Origin of the sequence: Pseudomonas sp. JR33AA (genome assembly GCF_021378985.1) — a bacterium.
Lineage (GTDB): Bacteria > Pseudomonadota > Gammaproteobacteria > Pseudomonadales > Pseudomonadaceae > Aquipseudomonas > Aquipseudomonas alloputida.
In genome coordinates this window covers 65,282-91,373 of record NZ_JAJSAW010000018.1, presented here as the reverse complement: position 1 = coordinate 91,373, position 26,092 = coordinate 65,282, and the positions used below count along the sequence as shown (strand labels likewise).

General features: G+C 64.6%; 15 protein-coding genes and 1 pseudogene. 13 read left to right on the top strand and 3 right to left on the bottom strand.

Features of this window, described 5'->3' with window-relative positions; genetic code table 11:
• Positions 1 to 106 precede the first annotated feature (106 nt).
• From dsbD to LVS58_RS25145, 4 genes and pseudogenes are all read left to right on the top strand, one after another.
• Positions 107 to 1,822 (top strand): protein-disulfide reductase DsbD, encoded by a 1,716-nt coding sequence (gene dsbD, locus LVS58_RS21860; RefSeq protein WP_233692777.1) that lies wholly within the window; start codon positions 107 to 109, stop codon positions 1,820 to 1,822.
• Positions 1,822 to 2,658, top strand: a complete 837-nt coding sequence (locus LVS58_RS21855; protein WP_233692776.1) for a TlpA disulfide reductase family protein — start codon at positions 1,822 to 1,824, stop codon at positions 2,656 to 2,658. Before dsbD ends, LVS58_RS21855 begins: the two co-directional genes overlap by 1 nt.
• Position 2,659: 1 nt before the next feature.
• Complete coding sequence (gene dsbG / locus LVS58_RS21850) at positions 2,660 to 3,418, top strand: thiol:disulfide interchange protein DsbG (protein ID WP_233692775.1); 759 nt, start codon at positions 2,660 to 2,662, stop codon at positions 3,416 to 3,418.
• 137 nt (positions 3,419 to 3,555) lie between these two features.
• Positions 3,556 to 3,777: pseudogene (locus LVS58_RS25145) on the top strand (ABC transporter ATP-binding protein); the annotation flags it as partial.
• Positions 3,778 to 3,818: 41 nt separating this feature from the next.
• Here the strand turns inward: LVS58_RS25145 and LVS58_RS21845 are convergent.
• Positions 3,819 to 16,772: a non-ribosomal peptide synthetase gene (locus LVS58_RS21845; RefSeq protein WP_233692774.1), complete on the bottom strand. Its 12,954-nt coding sequence runs from the start codon at positions 16,770 to 16,772 to the stop codon at positions 3,819 to 3,821.
• Between the two features lie 307 nt (positions 16,773 to 17,079).
• Between LVS58_RS21845 and LVS58_RS21840 the strand changes: the two genes are divergently transcribed.
• Entirely contained in the window at positions 17,080 to 17,610 is a 531-nt protein-coding gene (locus LVS58_RS21840; RefSeq protein WP_233692773.1) for an RNA polymerase factor sigma-70, read from the top strand.
• Positions 17,611 to 17,650: 40 nt separating this feature from the next.
• Here the strand turns inward: LVS58_RS21840 and LVS58_RS21835 are convergent, their stop codons facing one another.
• The gene (locus tag LVS58_RS21835) at positions 17,651 to 18,451 is read right to left on the bottom strand and encodes a substrate-binding periplasmic protein (protein ID WP_233692772.1); all 801 of its coding nucleotides are present in this window, start codon (positions 18,449 to 18,451) and stop codon (positions 17,651 to 17,653) included.
• Between the two features lie 171 nt (positions 18,452 to 18,622).
• On the opposite strand from LVS58_RS21835, the gene LVS58_RS21830 reads away from it, so the two are divergent.
• Positions 18,623 to 19,174, top strand: coding sequence for an exonuclease domain-containing protein (locus LVS58_RS21830; protein WP_233692771.1), 552 nt, complete (start codon positions 18,623 to 18,625; stop codon positions 19,172 to 19,174).
• A gap of 74 nt (positions 19,175 to 19,248) precedes the next feature.
• A complete protein-coding gene (ppnP, locus tag LVS58_RS21825) occupies positions 19,249 to 19,533 on the top strand; it encodes a pyrimidine/purine nucleoside phosphorylase (protein ID WP_233692770.1) in 285 nt (94 codons plus the stop codon).
• A gap of 112 nt (positions 19,534 to 19,645) precedes the next feature.
• Here ppnP and LVS58_RS21820 read toward each other — a convergent pair whose 3' ends face one another.
• Positions 19,646 to 20,338: an alpha/beta family hydrolase gene (locus LVS58_RS21820; RefSeq protein ID WP_108191813.1), complete on the bottom strand. Its 693-nt coding sequence runs from the start codon at positions 20,336 to 20,338 to the stop codon at positions 19,646 to 19,648.
• Between the two features lie 50 nt (positions 20,339 to 20,388).
• Here LVS58_RS21820 and ccoN (LVS58_RS21815) point away from each other — a divergent pair, with 50 nt between their 5' ends.
• The 6 genes from ccoN (LVS58_RS21815) to ccoO (LVS58_RS21790) all read left to right on the top strand — a co-directional run bounded on the left by ccoN (LVS58_RS21815) (position 20,389) and on the right by ccoO (LVS58_RS21790) (position 26,092).
• Positions 20,389 to 21,813, top strand: coding sequence for a cytochrome-c oxidase, cbb3-type subunit I (gene ccoN / locus LVS58_RS21815; RefSeq protein ID WP_016498649.1), 1,425 nt, complete (start codon positions 20,389 to 20,391; stop codon positions 21,811 to 21,813).
• A gap of 13 nt (positions 21,814 to 21,826) precedes the next feature.
• A complete protein-coding gene (ccoO, locus tag LVS58_RS21810) occupies positions 21,827 to 22,435 on the top strand; it encodes a cytochrome-c oxidase, cbb3-type subunit II (RefSeq protein ID WP_233692769.1) in 609 nt (202 codons plus the stop codon).
• Positions 22,436 to 22,440: 5 nt separating this feature from the next.
• Positions 22,441 to 22,635, top strand: coding sequence for a cbb3-type cytochrome oxidase subunit 3 (locus LVS58_RS21805; protein ID WP_233692768.1), 195 nt, complete (start codon positions 22,441 to 22,443; stop codon positions 22,633 to 22,635).
• The gene (gene ccoP / locus LVS58_RS21800) at positions 22,632 to 23,573 is read left to right on the top strand and encodes a cytochrome-c oxidase, cbb3-type subunit III (protein ID WP_233692767.1); all 942 of its coding nucleotides are present in this window, start codon (positions 22,632 to 22,634) and stop codon (positions 23,571 to 23,573) included. Before LVS58_RS21805 ends, ccoP begins: the two co-directional genes overlap by 4 nt.
• A 468-nt stretch (positions 23,574 to 24,041) precedes the next feature.
• Positions 24,042 to 25,484, top strand: coding sequence for a cytochrome-c oxidase, cbb3-type subunit I (gene ccoN / locus LVS58_RS21795; RefSeq protein ID WP_003254284.1), 1,443 nt, complete (start codon positions 24,042 to 24,044; stop codon positions 25,482 to 25,484).
• Positions 25,484 to 26,092, top strand: a complete 609-nt coding sequence (ccoO, locus tag LVS58_RS21790) for a cytochrome-c oxidase, cbb3-type subunit II (protein ID WP_233692766.1) — start codon at positions 25,484 to 25,486, stop codon at positions 26,090 to 26,092. The genes ccoN (LVS58_RS21795) and ccoO (LVS58_RS21790) overlap by 1 nt, the downstream gene beginning before the upstream one ends.

The following is a 26,092-nucleotide window of genomic DNA, read 5'->3' as shown; positions in this document are numbered from 1 at the left end:
ACACCCGCAAGCCCTTATGCCCTCCCTGCCCAAAACCCAGAGTTAACCTTCATTTAATCAACCCCAGCCAGCATGGCCCCATTCCCAGATCTGCCAAGGCGAAGACATGCGCGTTCTCCTGCTCTTCCTCACACTCCTACTGGCCGGCCCGTTGCAAGCCAACCCGTTCGATGTGAAACCGGACTTCCTGCCGGTTGACCAAGCCTTCGTGCTCACCCACGACCGCCAGGCCGACGGCCAGATGCGTCTGTACTTCCAGATCAAGCCGGGCTACTACCTGTACCAGAAGCGCCTGAAGTTCGATGGCCTGCCCACCGAGCAACACCCGCAACTGCCACCGGCACTCAACCACCACGACGAATTTTTCGGCGACAGCGCGGTGTACCGCGACCAGCTTGAACTGCTATTGCCTGCCAACGCCCAGGGGCAGTTGCGCCTGGGCTGGCAGGGCTGTGCCGATGCCGGCCTGTGCTACCCGCCACAAACCACCTCGATCGACTTGGGCGGCAGCGTAACGCCCGCTGCCGAGCAAGCCAGCGACCAGGCCCTGGCCAGCGGCCTTCAGCAAGGCCACCTGGCCTGGAGCCTGCTGGCGTTCTTCGGCCTTGGCCTGCTGCTGGCCTTCACCCCCTGCTCGCTGCCGATGCTGCCGATCCTTGCCGGGCTGGTGCTGGGCAATGGCGCCAGTGCCCGGCGCGGCTGGCTGCTGGCTGGGGTCTATGTGCTAAGCATGGCCCTGGTGTACGCAGGGCTCGGGGTGGTTGCTGCCCTGCTGGGTGCCAGCCTGCAGGCCTGGCTGCAGCAACCCTGGCTGCTGGGCAGCCTGGCCGGGCTGTTCGTGCTGCTGGCACTGCCGATGTTCGGCGCCTTCGAACTGCAACTGCCTGCGGCATTGCGTGACCGCCTTGACCGCGCCGGGCAGGGTACCCGTGGCGGCAACCTGTATGGCGCGGCATTGCTCGGGGCGTTGTCCGGCCTGTTGCTCGGCCCGTGCATGACTGCGCCGTTGGCCGGTGCGCTGCTGTACATCGCGCAGAGCGGTGACGTGCTGCAAGGCGCGCTGGTGCTGTTCAGCCTCGGCCTGGGCATGGGCGTGCCGCTGCTGTTGCTGGTAACCCTGGGCAACCGTTACCTGCCGCGCCCGGGCGGCTGGATGAACAGGGTAAAAGCGGTATTCGGCTTCGTGTTCCTGGCCATGGCGCTGTATACCGTGCGTAGCCTGCTGCCAGCCACCCTGCTGCTGGCGCTGAGCGGCGCCTGGCTGATCGCCCTGGCCTGGGCGGCCTGGCCAGCCCTGCAGCGGCTGCCGGCGTTGCGTGCAGTGCCGTTGCTCGGCGCGCTGTGGGGCGGCCTGTTGCTGGTCGGTGCGGCAGCGGGTGGCGACGACCTCTGGCAGCCACTACGCCCGTTCGCCGGGGGTGGCAGCACAGCGGCCGCTGGCCAGCATGCCGAGGACAGCTTCGTCACCGTCAGCCGCCCCGAAGACCTGCAACGTGAGCTGGATGCGGCTAAAGCCCGTGGCCAGTGGGTGATGCTCGACTACTATGCCGACTGGTGCGTGTCGTGCAAGGTCATGGAACAACAGGTGTTCGCCCGCAGCGACGTGCAGGCCGGCCTGGCCGGCGTGCACCTGCTGCGCCTGGACGTGACCGCCGACAGCCCGGCCAGCAAGGCCCTGCTGCTGCGCTACCAGGTACCCGGCCCGCCCAGCATCATCTGGATTGGCCCGGAAGGCGAAGAGCGCCGTGCGCGGCGCATCACCGGTGAGGTGGACGCAGCCGCGTTCCAGCAGCACTGGGCACAGACCAGGAGCCAAGGCTGATGCTGACCGTAACACTCGGGCCACTGACCATGGCCCTCAACCACCTGCTGATGCTCACCGCCCTGGTGATCGCCAGCGTGGTCGGCTGGTGGGTCGCCCGACGTGGCGGCGAGAGCCCGGAGTCGGCGCTGTTCAACCTGTTCCTGATCGGCCTGCTGTGTGCCCGCGCCGGCTTCGTGCTGGCTTATTGGCCGATGTACCAGGACGACCCGCTGCAAATCATCGACATCCGTGACGGCGGTTTCCTGTTCTGGTCGGGCCTTGCCGGCATCGTGCTCGGAGCCCTGTGGCAGGGCTGGCGCCACCCCGGCCTGCGCCGCCCGCTAGGCTGGGCGCTGTTCAGCGGCGCACTGTTCTGGGGCCTGGCCAGCCTCGGTGGCCACCTGTACAGCAAAGGCACCGAGCTGCCCGAACTGAGCCTTCGCAACGCCGCCGGCCAGGCCGTGGCATTGCACAGCTACCGCGGCAAGCCGCTGGTCATCAACATCTGGGCCACCTGGTGCCCACCGTGCCGGCGTGAGATGCCAGTGCTGCAACAGGCACAAAGCGATTATCCGCACGTGACCTTCCTGTTCGTCAACCAGGGCGAAACCCCGGAAAACGTCAGCACCTTCCTCGCCACCACCGGCCTGAGCCTGACCCACGTGCTGTTCGACGGCACCGGCCTGCTGGCCCAGCGCGTCGGTTCCATGGCCTTGCCCACCACCCTGTTCTACGACGCCAACGGGCGGCTGGTCGGCAGCCACCTGGGCGAGCTGTCCCGGGCCAGCCTGCGCCACGCCCTGGAACCTTTCGACCGGGCCATTGCGCCCGCCCCTGCCGCACAAGGAAACTGACATGCGATTGACTGCACTGCTGCCCCTGTCCCTGGCCCTGCTGGCCTCCCCTGCCCTGCAGGCCGAAGAACTGCCCAAGGCCGTTCAGCAGCTGCAAGCCAAGGGCGCCGTGATCAAGGGCAGCTTCGATGCGCCCAACGGCCTGCGCGGTTATGCCGCCGAGTACCAGAACAACGCCCTGGCCCTGTACCTGACCCCCGACGGCAAGCACGTGCTGGTCGGCAGCCTGTTCGACGAACAGGGCAAGGACCTGAGCGCCGAGCCGCTGCAAAAGCTGGTATACGCGCCGATGAGCAAGGAAATCTGGGCAAAAATGGAAAAAACCGCGTGGATCGCCGACGGCAAGGCCGATGCGCCGCGCAAGGTGTACCTGTTCAGCGACCCGAACTGCCCCTACTGCAACATGTTCTGGGAACAGGCGCGGCCATGGGTGGAGTCGGGCAAGGTTCAGTTGCGCCATATCATGGTCGGCATCATCCGCGAAGACAGCCCGGGCAAATCGGCGGCGCTGCTGGCAGCGAAAGACCCGGCCAAGGCCCTGCAGCAGCATGAAAAGGCCGGCAAGGCCAGCACGCTGAAGCCCCTGGACCAGGTGCCGGAAGCGGTGCAGCAAAAGCTGGCGGCGAACATGGCGTTGATGGAAGAGATGGGGTTGCAGGCGACTCCGGCCATTTTCTATCAGGATGAACATGGCAACCTGCAAAGCCAGCAAGGGGCACCACGGCCGGAGATGCTGGGGAAGATTCTGGGCAAGCGCTAGTGCATGTGGTGGGGCACAGATCGGGCTGGTGTAGGAGCGGGTTTACCCGCGAAAGGGCCGGACCTGCTGGCCAATTTCCACCAGCCGTTCACCGCTGCCGCCACCACTGTATTCGCGGGTAAACCCGCTCCTACGCAGATCGGGAGTGGAGACACATTGGTGATTGGATAAAAAGCGCGTGCGCGGAAGGTGCTAGCGTGCTGATAGCTTCCCATTACACAGAGGAAATCACGAAAAACTGCCATCGCTTTTATATGCTCGCAAACAAACGACTGGAAACGTTTGACAGCGGTCGACAGTTCATGGAACGCCACCGCGCCAAATCGCTGGATGAAGCCTTTATCAATGCCTCGATCTAGGTACTGTGGCCATTGAAAGGGGCGCCAAGCGACCCTGCCCCTCAAAGTCCCTCCAGCTCCGCCATCAGGTCACTGAGCCGGTCGACCTTGTCATCATCAAGCGCACTGCCCTGCAGCCCTTGGATATACTCGGCCAACGCCTCCACCGTGCTGCACTCGAACATCGCCCGCAGCGGCACGTTCAGCTGTAGCTGCTTCTGCACCCGCGAAGCGATCTGCGTGGCCAACAGCGAATGCCCGCCCAGCTCGAAGAAGTTGTCGTGCACCCCCACCCGCTCGGCCTTGAGCACATCGGCCCAGATACCCGCCAACACGTCCTCCAACTCGTTGCGTGGTGCCTGATAGGCCTGGCTATGCTGCACGCCGATGTCGATGGCCGGCAGGGCCTTGCGGTCGAGCTTGCCGTTGGCGTTGTGCGGCAAGCTGTCAAACCAGCCCCAGTGCAAGGGCACCATATACTCCGGCAACTCGGTACGTAGACGTTGCTTGACCTGCTCCAGCAACGCGGCATCGGCGCTGACGCCCTGGTGCGCCACCAGGTAGCCAACCAGATGCTTGCCGTTCACGCCCTCCTGCACCCCCACGGCGGCATCGCGAATGTCCTCCTGCTCATGCAGCCGGGCCTCGATCTCGCCCAGTTCGATGCGATAGCCGCGAATCTTCACCTGATGGTCGATGCGCCCGACATATTCCAGCACCCCGTCCGGGCGTTGCCGCGCCAGGTCGCCCGTGCGGTACAGGCGTTCGCCCGGTGCCCCGTAAGGGTGAGGGATGAACGCCAGCGCCGTACGCGCCGGGTCACCGACGTAGCCACGACCCACGCCCGTGCCGGCCACGCACAACTCACCCACTGCCCCCAGCGGCACCAGCTTCTGGTCCTCGTCGAAGAGGTACAACCTGTTGTTATCGGTTGGCGTGCCGATTGGCAGGTAGCTGCCTTGGGTCGAGGCGGCATCGACGCGGAAGAACGCCACGTCATCCGAGCACTCAGCCGGCCCATAGGCGTTGACCAGGCCGATCTGCGGGTAACGCTGCAGCCACTGCGCCGCCAGCTCCGGTGGCATGGCCTCGCCGGTCGGCAGCATCCAGCGCAGGCTGTCGAGGGCCTGGTGGTCGTTGGCCAGCATGCCCTGGATCAGGGACGGCACGCTCTCCAGCACGGTGATGCCGGTGGCCTGCACGTGCGCCAGCAGGCCTTGCGGGTCGTGGGCGATGGCGTTAGGCACAATCTCTACCCTGGCGCCGAACAGCGGCGCAGCCAGGAACTGCCAGACCGAAATGTCGAAGCTTTGCGAGGCGGTCTGGGCAATCACGTCCTGCTCGCTCAGCGCCAGGTACGGCACCTTGCTCAGCTGGTTGTTGAGCATGCCGCGCTGCTCGACCATCACCCCTTTCGGCAGGCCGGTCGAGCCTGAGGTGTAGATCACATAGGCGAGGTTGTCCGGGCCACTGTGGATGCCCGGGTTGTGGCTTGCGATCGGGTTGGCCTGGATGTCTTCCCAAACCAGCAGTTGCAGCCGCAGCGCAGCCTCCAGCTCACCGAGCAACTGCCGCCCCTGCTCGGCGCAGGCTGCGCTGCACACCAGCACTGGCGTACGGCTGAGCTGGAGGATGCTTTGCAGGCGCGCCGCCGGCAGGCCCGGGTCCAGCGGCAGGTAGCCGGCGCCGGCCTTGAAGCTGCCGACAATCATGCCCAGCAGCGGCAAGCCGCGCTCGGCAAGCAGTGCAACTGGCTGGTCCACGCAGACTCCGGCAGCCATCAGCGCATGGCCCAGGCGGTTGGCCGCCAGGTTCAGCCCGGCGTAATCATATGACGCCTCCAGGCAGCGGGCCACGGTACGCTGTGGATGCGCCACGACCTGCGCTTCGAACTGCGCGATGTAGCTTTGTTCCAGCGGATAAACCCGCTCGGTCCGGTTGCAGTCCTCCAGCAGGAAACCTTGCTCCTGGGCGCTCAGCAGCGGTAGCTCGCTCACCTGCCCTTCAAAACCTTGCACCAGCGCCAGCAGCAGGCGCTTGAACTCGGCCAGCAGGCGCTCGACAGTCGGGTAGTCGAAGTAACGCTGGTCAAACGACAAGTGCAGGCCCAGGTCATCACCCGGGTAACACACCGCCGTCAGCGGGAAATTGGTGTGGGTACGGCCCGAGTCGGAGCTGGCGTTCAGGTGCTGGGCGTGATCGAGCACAGCCGTTTCCACCGGTGCATTCTCGAACACGAACAGGCTGTCGAACAGCGGCTGGCCCTTGGGCAGCTCGCTGCACGCCTGAATCGCCACCAGCGGCAGGTATTCGTACTCGCGCAGTTCCATGTTGCTTTGCAGCAGGCCGTGCAGCCACTGGCGTACGCTGCAGCGCTCAGCGGCGACGGGCAACTGCACGCGCAGGGCCACGCTGTTGATGAACAGGCCGACGGTGCGCTGCATCTGCGGCATGCTCACCGGGCGCCCGGCCACGGTGACGCCAAAGACCACATCGCGGTCGCCACTGTAACGCGCCAATACCAGTGCCCAGGCCGCCTGGGCGAACGTGTTGACGGTAAGCTGATGGGCCTGGGCCAGTTCGCGCAGACGCACGCCATCCTTCACCTCAAGGCGGGTGTAACAATCGCCGACGACCATGCCGCTACCTGCGTGGTCATGGTGCAGCGGGCGGTCGCTAGGGATGGCTGTGGCACGTTCGAAGCCAGCCAGGTTGGCCTGCCACCAGGCGCGTGCGTCGTCCAGCCCCTGGCGCTGCAGCCAACCGATGTAATCGCGGTAACGCGGCGGCACCGGCAGTTGGGCCTGACGGCCTTCGCCAAGGGCCTGGTAGACCTCGAAGAAGTCGTTCATCAACAGCGAGCGGCACCAGGCGTCGATAAGGATGTGGTGGTTGCTCATCATGAACCAGTAGCGTTCATCGGCCACGCGCACCAGGCGCAGGTGGAACGGTGCCTCACTGAGCAAGGCAAAGCCGGCCTCGCGTTCCTGCTTGTGCAGGGCCTGAAGACGCTGCTCCTGGGCATCGTCAGCAAGGCCGCGCCAGTCCTGGTAGTCCACCGCCAGGTTGCCCGGCTTGTGGATGATCTGCAGCATCGCCTCGCCGCTGTTCCAGCTGAACGAGGCGCGCAACGCTTCGTGGCGCGCCACCACAGCCTGCCAGGCCTGGGCGAAACGCTCGGGGTCGAGCGCGCTGTTGATGCGGTAGCGGTCTTGCATGTAGTAGAGGCCAGTGCCCGGCTCCAGCAGGGTGTGCAGCAGCATGCCTTCCTGCATCGGCGTCAGTGGGTAAACGTCCTCGATCAGCGCGGCCGGTACCGGCAATGCATCGATCTGCTCCTGAGTCAGGTGCGCCAGCGGGAAGTCCGACGGGGTGAAGCTGCCATTGCCATCGGCCAGGCAATGCGCGACCAGCGCCAGCAGCTCCTGACGATAGGCCTCGGCCAGACCCGCGATGGTCTGCTGGTCGTAGCGCTCGGCGCTGAAGGTCCAGCGCAGTTGCAGCGCACCGCCATACACCTGGCCATCGACGCTCAACCAGTTGGGCAACGGCGCGTCGAGGTCATGCGCCAACCCGGCCGGGGCCTCCAGGGGCTGGAACAAGGCCGTACTGTCGAACTGCTGGTCGAACTGGCCCAGGTAGTTGAAAGTGATACGCGCCTGCGGCAAGGCCGCCATCTGCTCGCGCCCGGCGGCATCCGCCAGGTAGCGCAGTACGCCATAGCCCAGGCCCTTGTGCGGCACCTGGCGCAGTTGTTCCTTGATGCGCTTGATCGAACCGGCCCGCGCCGCGTCGTCTTCGCCTGGCAGCGGACGCAGGCTCAGTGGGTAGGCATTGGTGAACCAGCCAACGCTGCGGGTCAGGTCCATGTCTTCGAACAACCCGTCACGGCCATGGCCTTCGAGCTGCACCAGCACTTCTTCATCGCCGCTCCAGCGGCACAAGGCCCGCGCCAGTGCAGTCAACAGCAGGTCGTTGACCTGGGTGTGGTAAGCCGCCGGGGCCAGTTGCAACAGCTGTCGGGTTTGCTCCACGTCCAGGCCGATTGCCAGGGTTTGAGCGTGGCGATGCAAATTGCCGCCCTGCGGATGGTCGCACGGCAATTCGCGACGCACACCGCCCAGCTGGCCTTGCCACCAGGCCAGTTCGTCACGCAGCGAATCGCTGCCGGCGTAGCTGGCCAGGCGCGCGGCCCAGTCGCCGACGGCGTGGGTCTTGGCCGGCAGAAGCTGGCCACGGTACAGCGCCTGCAGGTCTTCCAGCAGCACCCGCCAGGACACGCCATCAACCACCAGGTGATGGATGGCCAGCAACAAGCGCTGGGAGCCCTGACCGTCACGCACCAGCAAGGCGCGCAGTAGCGGCCCCTGTTGCAGGTCCAGGCTGCGCTGCACGTCAGTGTAGAGTGCCTGACACTCAGTGAAATCGGCGACAGTGGCGCTCCACAGCAGTTGCTCGGCGCCAGGCTGCACGTACTGGGCCTGCCAGCGGCCCTGGGCTTCGCTGAAGCGCAGGCGCAGGCTGTCATGGTGCTGCACCAGCGCAGCCAGTGCCTGTTCAAGGGTGGCCTCAACCAAGGGTTGGCGCACCTCCAGCAGCACAGCCTGGTTCCAGTGTTGCGGCTGTGGCACATCACTGTCGAAGAACCAGTGCTGGATCGGCGTCAGCCCGGCCAGGCCCTGGCGCAGGCCCTGCTCGACCGTGCTCGCGGCTTCGCTGAGCTGAACCACTGCCGCCAGGGTCTGGATGGTCTGATGCTGGAACAGGTCGCGTGGGGTGAATTGCAAGCCGGCCTGCCGGGCGCGGCTGACCACCTGAATCGACAGGATCGAATCGCCCCCCAGCTCGAAGAAGTTGTCCTGCACGCCAACCCGGGCAACGTTGAGCACATCGCGCCAGATCTGCGCCAGCTGTGCTTCCATCGCATTGCCAGGGGCGTGGTATTGCTGGCGCGCCTGCTCAAGATCGGGCAACGGCAGTGCACGGCGGTCGAGCTTGCCGTTGCCCATCAACGGCAGGCTTTCGAGCAGCACCAGGTGAGCAGGCACCATGTAGTCGGGCAGGTGCTGGCGGGCATCGGCTTTCACCGCTTCGCGCAGCCGGTTTTGCGCCTCACTACCGGCAATGGCCTGCTTGCACACCAGATAGCCCACCAGTTGCTTGCCGCCCGGCAAGTCCAGCGCCAGCACGACGGCCTCGTCGACATCCTCGTGCGCTTGCAGGCGGCTCTCGATTTCGCCCAGTTCGATGCGGAAGCCGCGGATCTTCACCTGCTGATCAGCACGGCCAACATACTCCACCAGGCCATCAGTACCCAGGCGTACCAGGTCGCCGGTACGGTACAGGCGCCCGCCTTCGGCACTGAACGGGTCGGCGACAAAGCGCTCGGCCGTGAGGCCTGGCCGGTCGTGGTAACCCTGGGCCAGGCCGGCACCGCCGACGAACAGTTCGCCAATACTGCCTTGCGGCAACAGGGCCAGATCCTCGTCGAGGATGTAGGCCGTACGGCTACCAATGACGCGGCCGATCGGTACGCTGCCAAGGTCTGCTGGCAAGGCCTCTGGGGCCAGGCACGCCAGCGGCATGACCACGGTTTCGGTAGGGCCGTAGGCATTGAAGCACTGCTGCGGCGCAAAGGCCTGGCGAATACGCTGCAGGTGCTCGCCGGTCAGCGCCTCGCCCCCGGTAATCACCAGGCGTACCGGCAAGCGTTCGCCCCGCCCGGCCAGGTACTGCGCCAGCTGGCTACCGTAGCTTGGGGTAAAGCCCAGAATGCTCACCTGCTGCTCGCGCACCAATTGGCAGATGTCCTCGGCGCCCCACTGGCCCTGGGCGCGCAGCACCACACGCGCACCACACAACAGCGGCACCCACAGGCGCTCGCTGGCAGCGTCGAAATTGATCGAATAGAAATGCAGCTCGCAATCATCGCTGCGCATGCCGAATGCGGCGATCACCGCCTGGCAGTGCATGGCGAACTCGCCATGGCTGACCACCACGCCCTTGGGTTTGCCGGTGGACCCTGAGGTGTAGATCAGGTAAGCCGGGTGCTGCGGCAGGCTGAGGTTGTCCAGCGGCGCATCGCTGTAGGCCGCCAGGCTGTGGGCATCGTCCTCCAGGCTCCAGCTGGCCACGCCTTCAGGCAGCTCGCCCAGGGTGTGCAGCAGCGCACGCTGGCTGAGCAGCAAGCCGATGCGGCTGTCTTCGATCATGTAGCGCAGGCGGTCGAGCGGGTACTCGGGGTCGAGCGGTACATAGGCGCCGCCGGCCTTGAGGATGGCCAGCAGGCCGACGACCATTTCCAGCGAGCGCTCCAGCGCCAGGCCCACCCGCACCTGCGGGCCGACACCCCGTTCGCGCAGGGCACGCGCCAGGCGGTTGGCCTGCTGGTCGAGCTCGGCGTAGGTCAAGCGCTGGCCGGCGAAGGTCAGCGCACCCGCCTGCGGCGTGCGTGCGGCCTGGGCGGCGAACAGACCGTGGAGGGTATTATCGGGCGCGAACGCCCGTTCGCCCTGCAACTGGCCCGCCAGCACCTGCTGCTCGGCGCTGCTCAACATCGGCAGCTGGCACAGGCGCTGCTGCGGGTTGTCGAGCAGGCCAGCCAGCAGTTGCTGCCAGTGCTCGGCCATACGCGCAATGCGCGGCGCGTCAAACAGGTCGCGGCTGTAGGTCAGGCAGCAACCCAGGCGGCCGTCGAGGTCAGTCACCTCCAGGTACAGGTCGAACTTGGTGGCACTGGCATCATTGACCAGGTAGTCCACCTGCATGCCGGCCAACGTGCGGCTTTGCTGGAAGGCCCAGCGCTGCACGTTGCACATCACCTGGAACAACGGGTTGTAGGCACTGCTGCGCGGCGGCTGCAGGGCCTCTACCAGGTGGTCGAACGGCAGGTCCTGGTGCGACTGGCCTTCGATGGCAGCCTGGCGGATCTGCTCCAGCAGTGCGCTGGCGGTCATCTGGCCGTCCAGCTCGCAGCGCAGCACCTGGGTATTGAGGAAGGCGCCGATCAGCCCTTCGCTTTCCGGGCGGATGCGGTTGGCCACCGGCGCGCCGATACGCAGGTCGCGCTGGCCGCTGTAGCGGTGCAGCAAAGCGGCCAGGGTGGCGGTCATGGTCATGAACAGGGTCAGGCCGCGCTGGCTGTTGAAGGCATGCACGCGGGCCACCAGTGCTGGATCGAGTTCGAAGCGGTACAGCTCGCCACGGTGGCTTTGCACAGCCGGACGCGGGCGGTCGGCAGGCAACGCCAGCACCGGGTGCTCGTCGCCCAGGCGGTGCTTCCAATAGGCCAGTTGACGAGCGCCCTCGCCGCTTTCCAGCCATTGCCGTTGCCACACGCTGTAGTCCAGGTACTGCACCGGCAGCGGCGCCAGTGGCGATTCGCGGTCATCGACAAAGGCTTCGTACAGCTCGCCCAGCTCGCGGGCGAAGATGTCCATGGCCCAGCCTTCGGTGACGATGTGGTGCAGCGTCAGCACGAAGAAGTGCTCGCGCTCGTTGGCCTTGACCAGGCAGGCGCGCAGCAGCGGACCACGCTCCAGGTCGAAGGGCTGGTGCGCCTGGTCGTCGGCCAGTTGTTGCAGACGTAACTGGCGGGCATCGACTGACAAAGCGCTGAAGTCTTGCCAGTCGAGGTGCAGGCCACTGTCTTCGGCCACGCACTGGTACGGCACGCCGTCGATGCTGGGGAACGTGGTGCGCAAGGTTTCATGGCGCACGATCAGCGCCTGCAGCGCACGCTCGAAGGCGTCCACATGCAGGGTGCCGCGCAGGCGTGCCATGCCGCCGACGTTGTACGCCGGGCTGTCCGGCTCCATCTGCCAGAGGAACCACATGCGCTGCTGCGAGTACGACAGCGGCACCGCCTGACGGCGGTCGACACGGGCGATTTCGCCTTGCAGGTTGCGCTCGCCGGCCGCGCGCAGGCGGCCGATCTCGGCACAGAAGGCGCCCAGCTCGCTGGCTTCGAACAGGGCCTTGAGCGGCAGCTCGACATCGCAGGCCTGGCGGGTGCGCGAAACGATCTGAGTTGCCAGCAACGAGTGGCCACCGAGGGCGAAGAAGTCGTCCTGCAGGCCAATGCGCGGCAGATTCAACACGTCGCGCCAGATGGCCGCGACCTGTTGTTGCAGCTCGGTTCGTGGCTCGACATGCTCACGCTGCTGCCACACCGGGGCAGGCAGTGCCTTGCGGTCGACCTTGCCGCTGGGGCCCAGTGGCATCTGTGCCAAAGGGATGAGTTGCGCCGGCACCATGTAGGCTGGCAATTGCTCGGCCAGCACCGCCAGCAACTCGGCAGGCTGGGCGCTGCCACTGTAATAGCCGACCAGTTGCGCGCCAACGTCGTCCTTGTGTATCAGCACCAGTGCCTGTTCCACACCCGCCTGTGCCAACAGGCAGGCCTGCACTTCCTCGGGCTCGACGCGGAAACCACGCACCTTTACCTGCTGGTCGAGGCGGCCCAGGTATTCCAGGGCCTCCAGCTGCAACTGCCAGCGGGCGCGATCACCACTGCGGTACAGACGCTGACCATTGCCGTCGGCCTGGGGTACGAAGCGTTCGGCAGTCAGGCCGGGCCGGCCCAGGTAACCACGGGCCAGGCCGGCGCCACCGAGGTACAGTTCGCCCGGCACACCGGGGGCGCTCAGTTCCAGCTCATCGTCCAGCACGCGGCACAGCACATTACCCAGTGGGCGGCCGATGGGCGAGCGCTCGCCGTCCGCCACCTGGCAGTGCCAGTGGGTGACGTTGATGGCGGTTTCGGTCGGGCCGTAACGGTTGTGCAGCTGCACCTGCGGCAGCACCTGCAGCACGCGGTCACGCAGTGCGGCGGACAACGCTTCGCCACCCGAGAACACCCGGCGCAAGCTGCTGCAGGCACCTGCCTGCGGCTCCTGGACGAACACCTGCAACAGCGGCGGTACAAAGTGCAGCGTAGTCACGCCATGGGCCTGCACCAACGCAGCGATACGCTGTGGGTCGCGGTGTTCACCGGGGCCGGCGAGCACCAGCTTGCAGCCGGTGACCAAGGGCCAGAAGCATTCCCACACCGAGACATCGAAACTGATCGGCGCCTTCTGCATCAGCACGTCGCTGTCATTCAGCGCATAGGTCGTCTGCATCCACTGCATGCGCTCGGCCAGCGCCGCATGGGTATTGCCTACGCCCTTGGGCTGCCCTGTGGAGCCTGATGTATAGATAACGTAGGCCAGGTTGTCACCGTGCAGGTGCAGGCCGGGGGCGTGGCTGGGCCAGCTGTCCAGGTGCAACTGGTCGAGGGCAATGGCGCTGACACCGTCGACCTGCGGCAGCTTGCCCAGCAGGCTGCTGTGGCTCAGCAGCAGGCTGGCGTTGCAGTCGGCCAGCATGTAGGCCAGGCGTTCGGCCGGGTAGTCGACATCCAGCGGCACGTAGGCGCCGCCAGCCTTTAGAATGGCCAGCAGGCCGACCAGCAACTGCGGCGAGCGCTCAATGGCGATGGCCACGCAGGTGTCGGGACCGACGCCTTTGTCGCGCAGGTAGTGGGCCAGGCGGTTGGCTTGCTGGTGCAGCCCGGCGTAATCCAGGCTGCCTCCGTCCCAAACCAGTGCGGTGCGGTGCGGCGTCAGGCGTGCCTGCTCATTGAGTTGTTCGACCAACAGGTGCTGCGCTGCGGCGGCCGGTGCCTGGCCCCAACCCAACAGCTGCGCACGGCCGGGCTCATCCAGCAATTGCACGTCGCCCAGCGCCTGCTGCGGCGCGGCACACACCTGTTCCAGCAGCGCCAGCAGGTGCTGGGCCAGACGTTCGACGGTACTGGCTTCGAACAGCTCCGCGGCGTAGTCGAAGGCCAGGCTCAGGCGGCCCAGATGGTCTTCCTCACTGTGCAACTGCAAGTCGAACTTGGCTTCGCGGCTGTGCCACGCCAGCTCTTCGGCCAACAGCCCTGGCAGACGCCGCAGGGCTGACAGGTCGCGTTGCTGGTGGTTGAACATGACCTGGAACAGGCCTTGCTCGCGCGCCTCGGGCAGGGCTTCGACAAGCTGTTCGAAGGGCAGGTCCTGATTAGCCTGGGCTTGCAAGGTGGCCTGCCTTACCTGGGCCAGCAACTGAGTAAACGAGTGACGGCCATCGCATTGCGCGCGCAGCACCTGGGTATTGATGAAGAAACCGACCATGCCCTGGGTTTCCAGGCGCGGGCGGTTGGCGTTGGGTACGCCGACGCGGATATCGGCCTGGCCGCTGTAGCGCTGCAGCAGCGCCTGCCAACCGGCCAGCAGGACCATGAAAAGGCTGGCCTGCTGCTCGCGGGCAAGGGCCTTGAGCGCTTCGCCAAGCCTGGCGGGCACCTTGAGGTTGAAGCGCGCAGCGCTGTGCTCGCGCTGGCTGGCGCGCGGGTGGTCAGTGCAGAGGTCGAGTGCCGGCAGCTCCCCCCCCAGGTGTGCCTTCCAGTACTGCAACTGGTGCTCGGCTTCACCGTCAGCCAGCCATTGCCGCTGCCAGCTGCCGTAGTCGGCGTAACCCAGGGTCAGCGGCGCCAGGTTCGCCTCCAGGCCTTGGCAGCGAGCGGCATACAGCTTGGCGAATTCGTCGAGCAGGATGTTCAGCGACCAGCCGTCGGCAACGATGTGGTGCAGGGTCACCCACAGCTGATGCTCTTCGTCGCCCAGGCGCACCAGGGTTACCCGCAGCAGCGGCCCCTGGGTGAGGTCGAACGGCTGGCGAGCCTCGGTTTCGCGCTGCGCAGCAACCTGCTCGGGCGAGTGCCCTTCAAGGCCCAGGCGGTGCAGGTTGAACGGCTGTTGCGGCAGAACACGCTGCAGCGCCTGACCATGCTCTTCGCTGAACACGGTACGCAGCGATTCATGGCGCGCCACCAGTGCCTGGAAGGCCACTTGCAGAGCGTTGACATCCAGCTCGCCGCGCAGGTGCAAGCCGGCAGGAATGTTGTAGGCCGCTGATTGCGGTTCCAGTTGCCACAGCAGCCATAAGCGGTTTTGCGCCAGCGACTGGGGCAACGCCAGGGCGCGCTCCAGCGGGGTGATGGCCGCGGTGGCTGCAGCGCCATCGGCGATGATCTGTGCCACGGCCTTGGTGTAGTCGGCCAGTACCGGCGCCTCGAACAGCGTGCGCAGGCTCAGGTCGATACCCAACTCATCGGCCAGGCGCGCTGTGGCCTGGGTGGCAGCGATGGAGTTACCGCCCAGCAGCAGGAAGTGGTCGTCCGCGGCCACCGCCCCTACCTTGAGGATGTCGCGCCACACAGCAGCGATGCGTGCTTGCAGCTCATCGCCAGCGGTTGCACAAGTACCGGCGTCGCTTGCCTCAGGGAAACGGGCATAGCAGTCCAGGCTGCCATCGTCCATGCGCAGGCGGCAGGCAGCGCGTTGCAACTTGCCGCTGGAGGTCTTTGGAAGCGCGCCGGGGTTGAGCAGCAGGACCACGGCCGGGGCCTGTCGGCAGGCGTCGGCGATGACCTGGCGCAGGGTCTTGATCAGGTCCTGGGGCTTGATTGCCTTCTGCACGTTGCGGCTGACCTCCACCGCCACGCCGATGCCCTCTTCGTGCTGATGCTCGACGGCGAACACTGCCACACGGCCTTTGCGCAGCACCTGGACTTCGCGCTCGAGGGTTTTTTCCAGGTCCTGCGGGTACAGGTTCTGTCCGCGTACGATCAGCATGTCTTTCAGGCGCCCGGTAACGAACACCTCGCCATCACGCATGAAACCCAGGTCGCCGGTACGCAGCCAGGTCTGGCCGTCCATTTCGACGAATGTACGGGCGCTGGCTTCTGGGTTGCGCCAGTAACCCAGCGCGATGCTCGGGCCACCGGCCCAGATTTCGCCGATCTGGTTGTCGCCCAGCACCTGCAAGTGCTGCGGTTCGACAATGCGTACCGCATGCCCGGGCTGCGGGTAGCCACAGCTCATCAGCACGCTGCCTTTGCCTGGCTCGGCGCGGTTGCCAGCGAAGGCTTCGGCGTCCAGCTCCAGTGCAGCGATGCCCTGGCCACGGCGGCTGCCGCTGACGAACAGGGTGGCTTCGGCCAGGCCATAACTGGCGAAGAAGCTCTGCGGGTCGAAGCCGCAGGCCCCGAACTTGTCGGCAAAGGTGGCCAAGCTGTCCTGGCGGATCGGCTCGGAGCCGGAATAGGCCACGCGCCAGCGGCTCAGGTCGAGCCCGGCCAGCGAGGCCTCGCTGACCCGCTCGCTGCACAGACGATAAGCGAAGTCGGGGCCACCGCTGATGGTGCCACCGTATTCGCTGATGGCCTGCAACCAGCGCAACGGCCGGGCCAGGAAGTACCCCGGCGACATGAGCACGCAAGGCACACCACTGAAGATCGGCTGCAGCAGGCCGCCGATCAGACCCATGTCGTGGTACAGCGGCAGCCAGCTAACGATCACATCGTCGGGGTTGAGGTCGATGCCAAAGCCTTGGCGGATCAGTTGCTCGTTGGCCACCAGGTTGCCATGGCTGACCTGCACGCCCTTGGGCAGCGCGGTGGAGCCGGAGGTGTACTGCAGGAAGGCAATGTCATCGCTTTGGAGCGCTGGCGCGTGCCAGCTCGAGGCCAACAACGGGTCCAGGCCATCCACGGCAAGCAGCTCGGGCGCGTTGTCTGACGCCAGTGCCTCCAGGCCGTTCAGGTTGTCGTGCAGCGCCGCCACGGTCAGCAGCAGGCGAGGCTCGGCATCGGCGATGATCGACAGCAAACGCTCCTGGTGATGCTGCCGCGCGGACTCCGGCGGGTAGGCCGGCACCGCGATCACGCCCGCATACAGGCAGCCGAAGAACGCCGCCACGTAGTCTGGCCCGCTAGGGAACAGCAACACGGCACGGTCACCGAAGCTGGCGCGCGCCTGCAAGGCAGCGGCGATGGCGCGTGCACGCTGGTCGAGGTCCCGGTAGCTGAGCACGGCCTGCTCGCCGGGGGCATCGGCGAGAAAGCGCAGGGCAATCCTGTCCGGGGTCTGCGCGGCGCGTTGCGCCAGGGCCTGGACCAGCGAGAGCGGGAGTTCGAAGGCGTCCGTCATGGGGTGTTCCTGCCAGTGTCTGTTAGGGCGTGCCGGCTACGCCGCGAACATGGCGGGCAGCGAGCGGCGACCGGGGATGTACACAGGGGAACGGATGGACGGGGGCAGAAATTAACGGGGTTGAGGGTGTTGCGCGGCGTGGAGGCTGGGGGCAGACCTTGAGGTATGTCTCATAGGAGAAAAAATACCCAATAATAATTTAGTTTCGCATTTGACAATCATTATCATTCTGCATAGCTTGTCGCACGTCGTAGGAAGCGTCCCACCCTTGGATGCCTCCTTTCCCCTCTGTGACAAGGTGATTTCCATGGCGGAACAACTATCCACAAGTAAGTGCGATTCACCATTACTGCAGGCCTTCGTCGACAACCGTAGCATCCTGGTCAAGATTGCAGCCCGCATCACCGGCTGCCGCTCCCGCGCCGAGGATGTGGTGCAAGACGCCTTCTTCCGGCTCGGCGCTGCGCCGCAGATAACCTCGTCTTTCAAGGCGCAGCTAAGCTACCTGTTCCAGATCGTGCGCAACCTTGCGATCGACCACTACCGCAAGCAGACGATGGAGCTGAAGTACTCCGGCAGCGAGGAGGAGGGCCTGAATGTGGTTATCCAGAACGCCTCGCCCGAAGCCACCCATATCAACCTTGCCGCGCTGGACGACATTGCCGAAGCGCTGAACGAGCTACCGCAACGTACCCGCTATGCCTTCGAGATGTACCGCCTGCATGGCGTACCGCAAAAGGACATTGCCAAGGAACTGGGAGTGTCGCCGACCCTGGTCAACTTCATGATCCGCGATGCACTGGTGCATTGCCGCAAGACCACCAACCGGCAGGCCTGAGTCATTCGTCAAGAACATTGGCGAGGCCGTCGGGCGGGAATCAGGGCCTGCGCGTGCTGACGGTGATGCGGTAAGGCTCGAAAATCCGCGCCAGTTCACCACTGTCACGCAGGCCACGCAGCAGGGCTGCGAACGACTGCTCGCCGATAGGCGCCCCAGGGCGCAGCAAGGCGTAGTGGTGATAGACCTGGTCAATGCGTTGTGAAGGTACCAGCTGCGCCCTGCTCGCCGGGTTGCGTGCCAGAAAATCGCTGAGGTAGGAGCGCGTGACCAGGGCGATATCGGCGCGCCCGGCCTGCACCATCAGCAGGTTGCTGTCGTGGGAGTAGGTCAGGGTCGCGTTGTATGTCTTGCGCAGGTAGTCCGGGTCAGCGTTGAAGCTGGCGAACGCGTAGTGGTAGCCGTTGAACAAGGCCAGGCGCTTGCCACGCAGGTCGTCGAAGTAATGCGGATCTTTGCCGTTTTCCTGGCGGGCGACGAACACTTCTGCATCTTCCAGGCCCATGTCCACGGTCTGATGGGCTATCTGCTCCCAGCCCCATTGTGGGTTCTCGAAAATGGCCATGTCGGTGCGGCCCTGCTGGAAGTCACCGAAGCGCCGCTGGATAGACGTTGGCACCAGCACGAAGTGATAGTGCCGCTGCGCCCGGTTGAGTGCATCGACCAATTGCGGCAGCAAGCCGGTATCGGCACCTTGCTCAGGGCGCACTGTGTACGGCGGGAAATGGGCTGCGCCAATCTTCACTTCAACCGCCTCGCCAGCCCATGCCGGTGCCGCCAACCAGAACACGGCCAGCAGCATCAGGGTGGACAAGGCCTTGAGGCCGGGCGCTGGAGTCAAGACGGACACTCATCACGGGTTTTGCCTGTATGCACCTAAGCTAGGCGTTTTCCAGGGGCGGCACAACCACTGGCGTCTGCTCTTTGTGCCAAAGCAGGCGGCAAAATGCCATAGGATGCCGTATGCCCGGACATTGGCTACGCTCTAGCAGAATCTGCATGGGAGCCTGGTATGGGCCATTGGTTGGTGATCGACCTGGAAGCCACCACCGACGATGGTGGGTGGCCGGTCACAGAGATGGAAGTCATTGAAATCGGCGCAAGCCTGGTAACCCGCGAAGGTCGCGAGGTCGACCATTTCCAGCGTTTTGTAAAGCCACGGCGGCGGCCGCAACTGACCCCGTTCTGCCGTGAGCTGACTCACATCAGCCAGGCCGACGTGGACAATGCCGCGCCGTTTCGCGAGGTGTGGGCAAGCTTCGAGCGCTGGCTGGGGCACCACCGCGGGCAGCTTCAGGCCTGGGTCAGTTGGGGCGACTACGACCGCCAGCAATTGCACCAGGAGTGGCAGCAGCACGGCCTCGACAGCCTGTTGCGCACATTGCCGCACATCAACCTCAAGCAACGCTTTGCCAAGGCCCGCCACCTGCAGCGCCCCACCGGCCTGAACGGCGCCCTGCAACTGGCCGGCATGCACTTTTGCGGGCAACAGCACCGGGCCCTGGAAGATGCGCGCAACACGGCGCGGCTATTGCCGTCGACCCTGCCCGCCAACAGCCCCTGAAAGCAGATGACGAGGCCTGTGGCCTTGGGCATACTGGCCAGCCCTTTTTCAGCACCTCTTTTCAGGAGTCGCCCATGTTCCAGGTCAACGAGTACTTCAACGGCACCGTCAAGTCGATCGCATTCTCGGGCGAAGAAGGCCCGGCCACTGTCGGCGTCATGGCTCCGGGGGAATACGAATTCGGCACCGCCAAGCGTGAAATCATGCACGTAGTGTCGGGTGCGTTGATCGTGAAACTGCCAGGTAGTGACAACTGGGAAACCTTCAATGCCGGTGACAAGTTCAATGTGCCGGCTAACAGCAAGTTCCAGCTGCAGGTGAAGGTAGATACCGCTTACCTGTGCGAGTACCGCGACTAAGCGGCGGCCTGTACCGGCCTCTTCGCGGGTAAACCCGCTCCTACAGGGTTCTGTGCCGACCTTTGATGTTGTGCGGTTTGTAGGAGCGGGTTCACCCGCGAAGATGCCAGCACTAATCCTTCAGGAAATCAGCAACGCGTTCAGCCGCCGCCTGCAAATGCTGCTCATGGCTGAACCCCGAAGCCTTCAACGGCTTCAGGTCATGGTCCCCCGCCACCAGCCAGCTCACCTCGATCGCCGGCGACAACGCATACCCCGCCACCGCCTCGCGGTTACCCAGCGCATCCCGCTCGCCCTGCACGATCAGCGTCGGTGTTTTCAACTCGGCCAGGTGCTCTACCCGTGGCTTTTCGGGTTTACCCACCGCGTAGAACGGATAGCCCAGGCACACCAGCGCATCCGCGCCCAATTCGTCGGCCAGCAGGCTCGCCATGCGCCCGCCCATGGACTTGCCACCCACGGCCAGCTTGCCCGCGACCAAAGGTCGCACTTGCCGGTACACCTCGCGCCAGCATTCAAGCAACACCTTCTGCGGGTTCGGCGGCCGCTTGCCACCGGTAACCCTGCGCTCGGCCATGTACGGGAACTCGAAGCGCACTACCGCTACCCCAAGCGCCGCAAGCCTTTGCGCCATTTCGTCCATGAACCCGCTGTCCATCGGCGCCCCCGCGCCATGCGCCAGGATCAGCCCCCCCTTGTAGCCCTCTTTACCCTCAAACCGCGGAGGATCGCAGCGCAAGCCTGGGACATTCGCGACCTTCGCCCATTGATCCCCGTCAATACCGGCACTTTGCCCATTAATCATGCTTGCCTCGCTGTAAAGCCTGCCAAATAACCGTGGATGGGAACCCATACATGAACACAACCAGCAGTACCGCCTATAACTACAAGGTGGTCCGCCAATTCGCCATCATGACGGTGGTGTGGGGAATCGTCGGGATGGGGCTCGGCGTCTTCATCGCCGCCCAGCTCGCCTGGCCGTCCCTCAACTTCGACCTCCCCTGGACCAGCTTCGGCCGCCTGCGCCCCCTGCATACCAATGCGGTGATCTTCGCGTTCGGCGGCTGCGCACTGTTCGCCACCTCCTATTATTCGGTGCAACGCACCTGCCAGACCACTCTGTTCGCACCGCGCCTGGCCGCGTTCACGTTCTGGGGCTGGCAACTGGTTATCCTGCTGGCGGCCATCAGCCTGCCACTGGGCTACACCAGCTCCAAGGAATACGCCGAACTGGAATGGCCGATCGATATTCTGATCACCATCGTCTGGGTGGGCTACGCCATCGTGTTCTTTGGCACGCTGATGAAGCGCAACACCAAACACATCTACGTCGGCAACTGGTTCTTCGGCGCCTTCATCCTGACCGTGGCGCTGCTGCACATCGTCAACAACCTGGAGCTGCCGGTCAGCCTGACCAAATCCTATTCGGTCTACGCAGGCGCCACCGATGCCATGGTGCAGTGGTGGTACGGCCATAACGCGGTGGGCTTCTTCCTGACCGCAGGCTTCCTGGGGATGATGTACTACTACGTGCCCAAGCAGGCCGAACGGCCAGTGTATTCGTATCGCTTGTCGATCGTGCACTTCTGGGCGCTGATCACCCTGTACATCTGGGCCGGCCCGCACCACCTGCACTACACCGCCCTGCCTGACTGGGCGCAGTCGCTGGGCATGGTGATGTCGCTGATCCTGCTGGCACCGAGCTGGGGCGGCATGATCAACGGCATGATGACCCTGTCGGGCGCCTGGCATAAACTGCGCAGCGACCCGATCCTGCGTTTCCTGGTGGTGTCGCTGGCGTTCTACGGCATGTCCACCTTCGAAGGCCCGATGATGGCCATCAAGACGGTCAACGCCCTGTCCCACTACACCGACTGGACCATCGGCCACGTCCACGCCGGCGCCCTGGGCTGGGTAGCGATGATCTCGATCGGTGCGCTGTACCACACCATTCCGAAAGTGTTCGGCAAGGAGCGCATGTACAGCCTCGGCCTGATCAACGCGCACTTCTGGCTGGCCACCATCGGCACCGTACTGTACATCGCCTCGATGTGGGTCAACGGCATCGCCCAGGGCCTGATGTGGCGCGCAGTCAACAGCGACGGCACGCTCACCTACTCGTTCGTGGAAACCCTGGTGGCCAGCCACCCAGGCTTCGTCGTGCGCTTCGTCGGCGGCGCGATCTTCCTCAGCGGCATGTTCCTGATGGCCTGGAACACCTGGCGCACCGTGCGTTCGCCAGCGCTTGACGTCGCCCCTGCGAACGCCCAGTTGGCTTGAGGAGAAACGCCTGATGAAACATGAAGTCATCGAGAAAAACGTCGGCCTGATGGCCCTGCTGATGGTATTTGCCGTCAGCATCGGCGGCCTGACCCAGATCGTCCCGCTGTTCTTCCAGGACGTCACCAACAAACCGGTCGAAGGCATGAAGCCCTACACCGCGCTGCAACTGGAAGGCCGCGATATCTACATCCGCGAAGGCTGCGTGGGCTGCCACTCGCAGATGATCCGCCCGTTCCGTGCCGAAACCGAGCGTTACGGCCACTACTCGGTGGCCGGTGAAAGCGTGTGGGACCACCCGTTCCTGTGGGGCTCCAAGCGCACCGGGCCGGACCTGGCCCGGGTTGGTGGCCGCTACTCGGACGACTGGCACCGTGCGCACCTGTACAACCCGCGCAACGTGGTGCCGGAGTCGAAGATGCCGTCCTATCCGTGGCTGGTTGCCCAGCAGGTCGACAACAGCCACACCGACGTCAAGATGCGCACCCTGCGCACCCTGGGCGTGCCGTACACCGACGACGACATTGCCGGCGCCCGTGAAGCGGTCAAAGGCAAGACCGAGATGGATGCACTGGTCGCCTACCTGCAGGTGCTCGGCACCGCGATCAAGAACAAGAGGTGAGTGCGATGGAACTGGACATCGGCATGATCCGCGGTCTGGGCACCCTGGTGGTGATGATTGCCTTTATCGGCCTCACCCTGTGGGTCTTCAACCGCCGCCGCGACCGTGATTTCGCCGAAGCGCGCCTGCTGCCCTTCGTCGACGACCGCCTGCCCCCTGCCGGGCAGGAACCTGCTGCAAAAAGGAGTAACGGGCAATGACCACCTTCTGGAGTACGTACATCAGCGTACTGACCATCGGTAGCCTGATTGGCCTGACCTGGCTGCTGCTCGCCACGCGCAAGGGCCAGAGCAACAACACCACCGACGAGACCATGGGCCACAGCTTCGACGGCATCGAGGAGTACGACAACCCGCTGCCCAAGTGGTGGTTCTGGCTGTTCGTTGGCACCTTGGCGTTCTCGGTCGGCTACCTGATCCTCTACCCGGGCCTGGGCAACTGGAAAGGCATACTGCCGGGCTATGAAAACGGCTGGACCGGCGCCAACGAATGGCAAAAGGAAATGGACAAGGCCGATGCCAGGTTCGGCCCGATCTTCGCCAAATACGCCGCCATGCCCGTAGAAGAAGTGGCGAAGGACCCGCAGGCGCTGAAAATGGGCAGCCGCCTGTTTGCCTCCAACTGCTCGGTGTGCCACGGTTCCGACGCCAAGGGCGCCTTCGGCTTCCCCAACCTCACTGACAGTGACTGGCGCTGGGGCGGCGAGCCGGAAACCATCAAGACCACCATCATGGGCGGTCGCCATGGCGTGATGCCGGCCTGGGCCGAAGTGATCGGTGACCAGGGCGTGGCCGACGTGGCTGCGTTCGTGGTCAGCAAACTCGATGGCCGCACACTGCCTGAAGGCGCGAAGGCCGATGTGGAGAACGGGCAGAAGATCTTCGCAGCCAACTGCGTGGCCTGCCACGGGCCGGAAGGCAAAGGTACGCCCGCCATGGGCGCACCGAACCTGACCCACCCGCAGGCGTTCATCTACGGCTCGAGCTTTGCCCAGCTGCAGCAGACCATTCGTTATGGTCGCCAGGGGCAGATGCCAGCCCAGGCCGAGATCCAGGGCAACGACAAGGTGCACCTGCTGGCGGCTTACGTGTATAGCCTGTCGCAGGATGGTTCGGCTGAGGCTGTGACGGCCAAGTGAGTTCGCCGAAAGGCATTTGCCGCCTTTGAGATCGAGCGCCGCCCGGGCGGCGCTCGATCTCTGCCCCACCACAACACTCAAACCTTACAACCCCGCCCCACAACCCTCAAGCCTTGCACTCCCCCGCCCCACCACAAGCCTCAGCCCCCTTCCCTTGCACCCCCACCGAACAGAACTAAGCTTGTTGCCTCAGTGGGCCTCGCTCCGAAAGGACCGAAGCAGACACGGCGCGTAGCCTATCGCCGTCCCGATAAAAGCCTGACCGATCGATCAGAAAAAGATGAAAAACGGTACACATTACAAATATTTATTTGTGTACAATCGTTCCGACCCGATCACTGCGGGACATCAGTGACGGGCCTGGACACGGGTCGGCGTACCAAAGTTGCGTTGCGGTAACCTTGCTGGTTATCAATACTGGCGCCGATTTTTCGACCAACAAGAACATCAAAACCGTGGAACCTTAGAATGAGCACAGCAATCAGTCCGACTGCTTATAACTATAAGGTCGTCCGCCAGTTCGCCATCATGACGGTGGTCTGGGGGATCCTTGGCATGGGCCTCGGCGTCTTCATCGCCTCGCAGCTGGTGTGGCCGCAACTGAACCTGGACCTTCCCTGGACCAGCTTCGGCCGCCTGCGCCCGCTGCACACCAACCTGGTGATCTTCGCCTTCGGGGGCTGTGCGCTGTTCGGCACCAGCTACTACGTGGTGCAGCGCACCTGCCAGACCCGGCTGATCTCCGACAGCATGGCCGCCTTCACCTTCTGGGGTTGGCAAGCCGTGATCGTCGGCGCGCTGATCACCCTGCCGATGGGTTACACCACCACCAAGGAATACGCCGAGCTCGAGTGGCCGCTGGCGATCCTGCTGGCCATCGTCTGGGTTACCTACGGCCTGGTGTTCTTCGGCACCATCGTCAAGCGCAAGACCAAGCACATCTATGTCGGCAACTGGTTCTACGGTGCATTCATCGTGGTCACCGCGATGCTGCACATCGTCAACCACATCTCGCTGCCGGTGAGCCTGTTCAAGTCGTACTCGGCCTACTCCGGCGCCACCGACGCGATGATCCAGTGGTGGTACGGCCACAACGCCGTGGGCTTCTTCCTCACCACCGGTTTCCTGGGGATGATGTACTACTTCGTGCCCAAGCAGGCCGAGCGGCCGATCTACTCGTATCGCTTGTCGATCGTGCACTTCTGGGCCCTGATCACCCTGTACATCTGGGCCGGCCCGCATCACCTGCACTACACCGCCCTGCCTGACTGGGCGCAGTCGCTGGGCATGGTGATGTCGATCATCCTGCTGGCGCCAAGCTGGGGCGGCATGATCAACGGCATGATGACCCTGTCGGGCGCCTGGCACAAACTGCGCACCGACCCGATCCTGCGCTTCCTGGTGGTGTCGCTGGCGTTCTACGGCATGTCCACCTTCGAAGGCCCGATGATGGCCATCAAGACCGTGAACTCACTGTCGCACTACACCGACTGGACCATCGGCCACGTCCACGCCGGCGCTCTGGGCTGGGTGGCAATGATTTCGATCGGTGCCGTGTACCACATGATCCCGAAACTCTACGGCCGCGAGCAGATGCACAGCATCGGCCTGATCAACGCGCACTTCTGGCTGGCTACCATCGGCACCGTACTGTACATCGCCTCGATGTGGGTCAACGGCATCACCCAGGGCCTGATGTGGCGCGCCATCAACGATGACGGCACCCTCACCTACTCCTTCGTCGAAGCCCTGCAGGCCAGCCACCCCGGCTACATCGTCCGCGCCCTGGGCGGTGCGTTCTTCGCCAGCGGCATGCTGCTGATGGCCTACAACGTGTTCCGTACCGTACGTGCCGCCAACCCGGCACAGGCTGAAGAGGCCGCCAAGATCGTCGTTGTGGGAGCGCACTGATGAAGCATGAAGCCGTCGAGAAGAACATAGGCCTGCTGGCCTTCTTCATGGTCATCGCCGTGAGCGTCGGTGGCCTGACCCAGATCGTCCCGCTGTTTTTCCAGGACGTAACCAACAAGCCGGTCGAGGGCATGAAGCCGCGCACCGCGCTGGAGCTGGAAGGCCGCGATATCTACATCCGCGAAGGCTGCGTGGGCTGCCACTCGCAGATGATCCGCCCCTTCCGTGCCGAAACCGAGCGTTACGGCCACTACTCGGTAGCCGGTGAAAGCGTGTGGGACCACCCGTTCCTGTGGGGCTCCAAGCGTACCGGGCCGGACCTGGCCCGCGTCGGCGGCCGCTACTCCGATGACTGGCACCGTGCGCACCTGTACAACCCGCGCAACGTGGTACCGGAATCGAAGATGCCTTCCTACCCGTGGCTGGTCGAGAACAAGCTCGACGGCAAAGACACCGCGAAGAAGATGGAAGTGCTGCGCACACTCGGCACCCCGTACACCGACGCCGACATTGCCGGCGCAGGTGACGCGGTCAAGGGCAAGACCGAAATGGACGCCATCGTCGCGTACCTGCAGGGTCTTGGCACCATCATCAAGAGCAAACGGTGA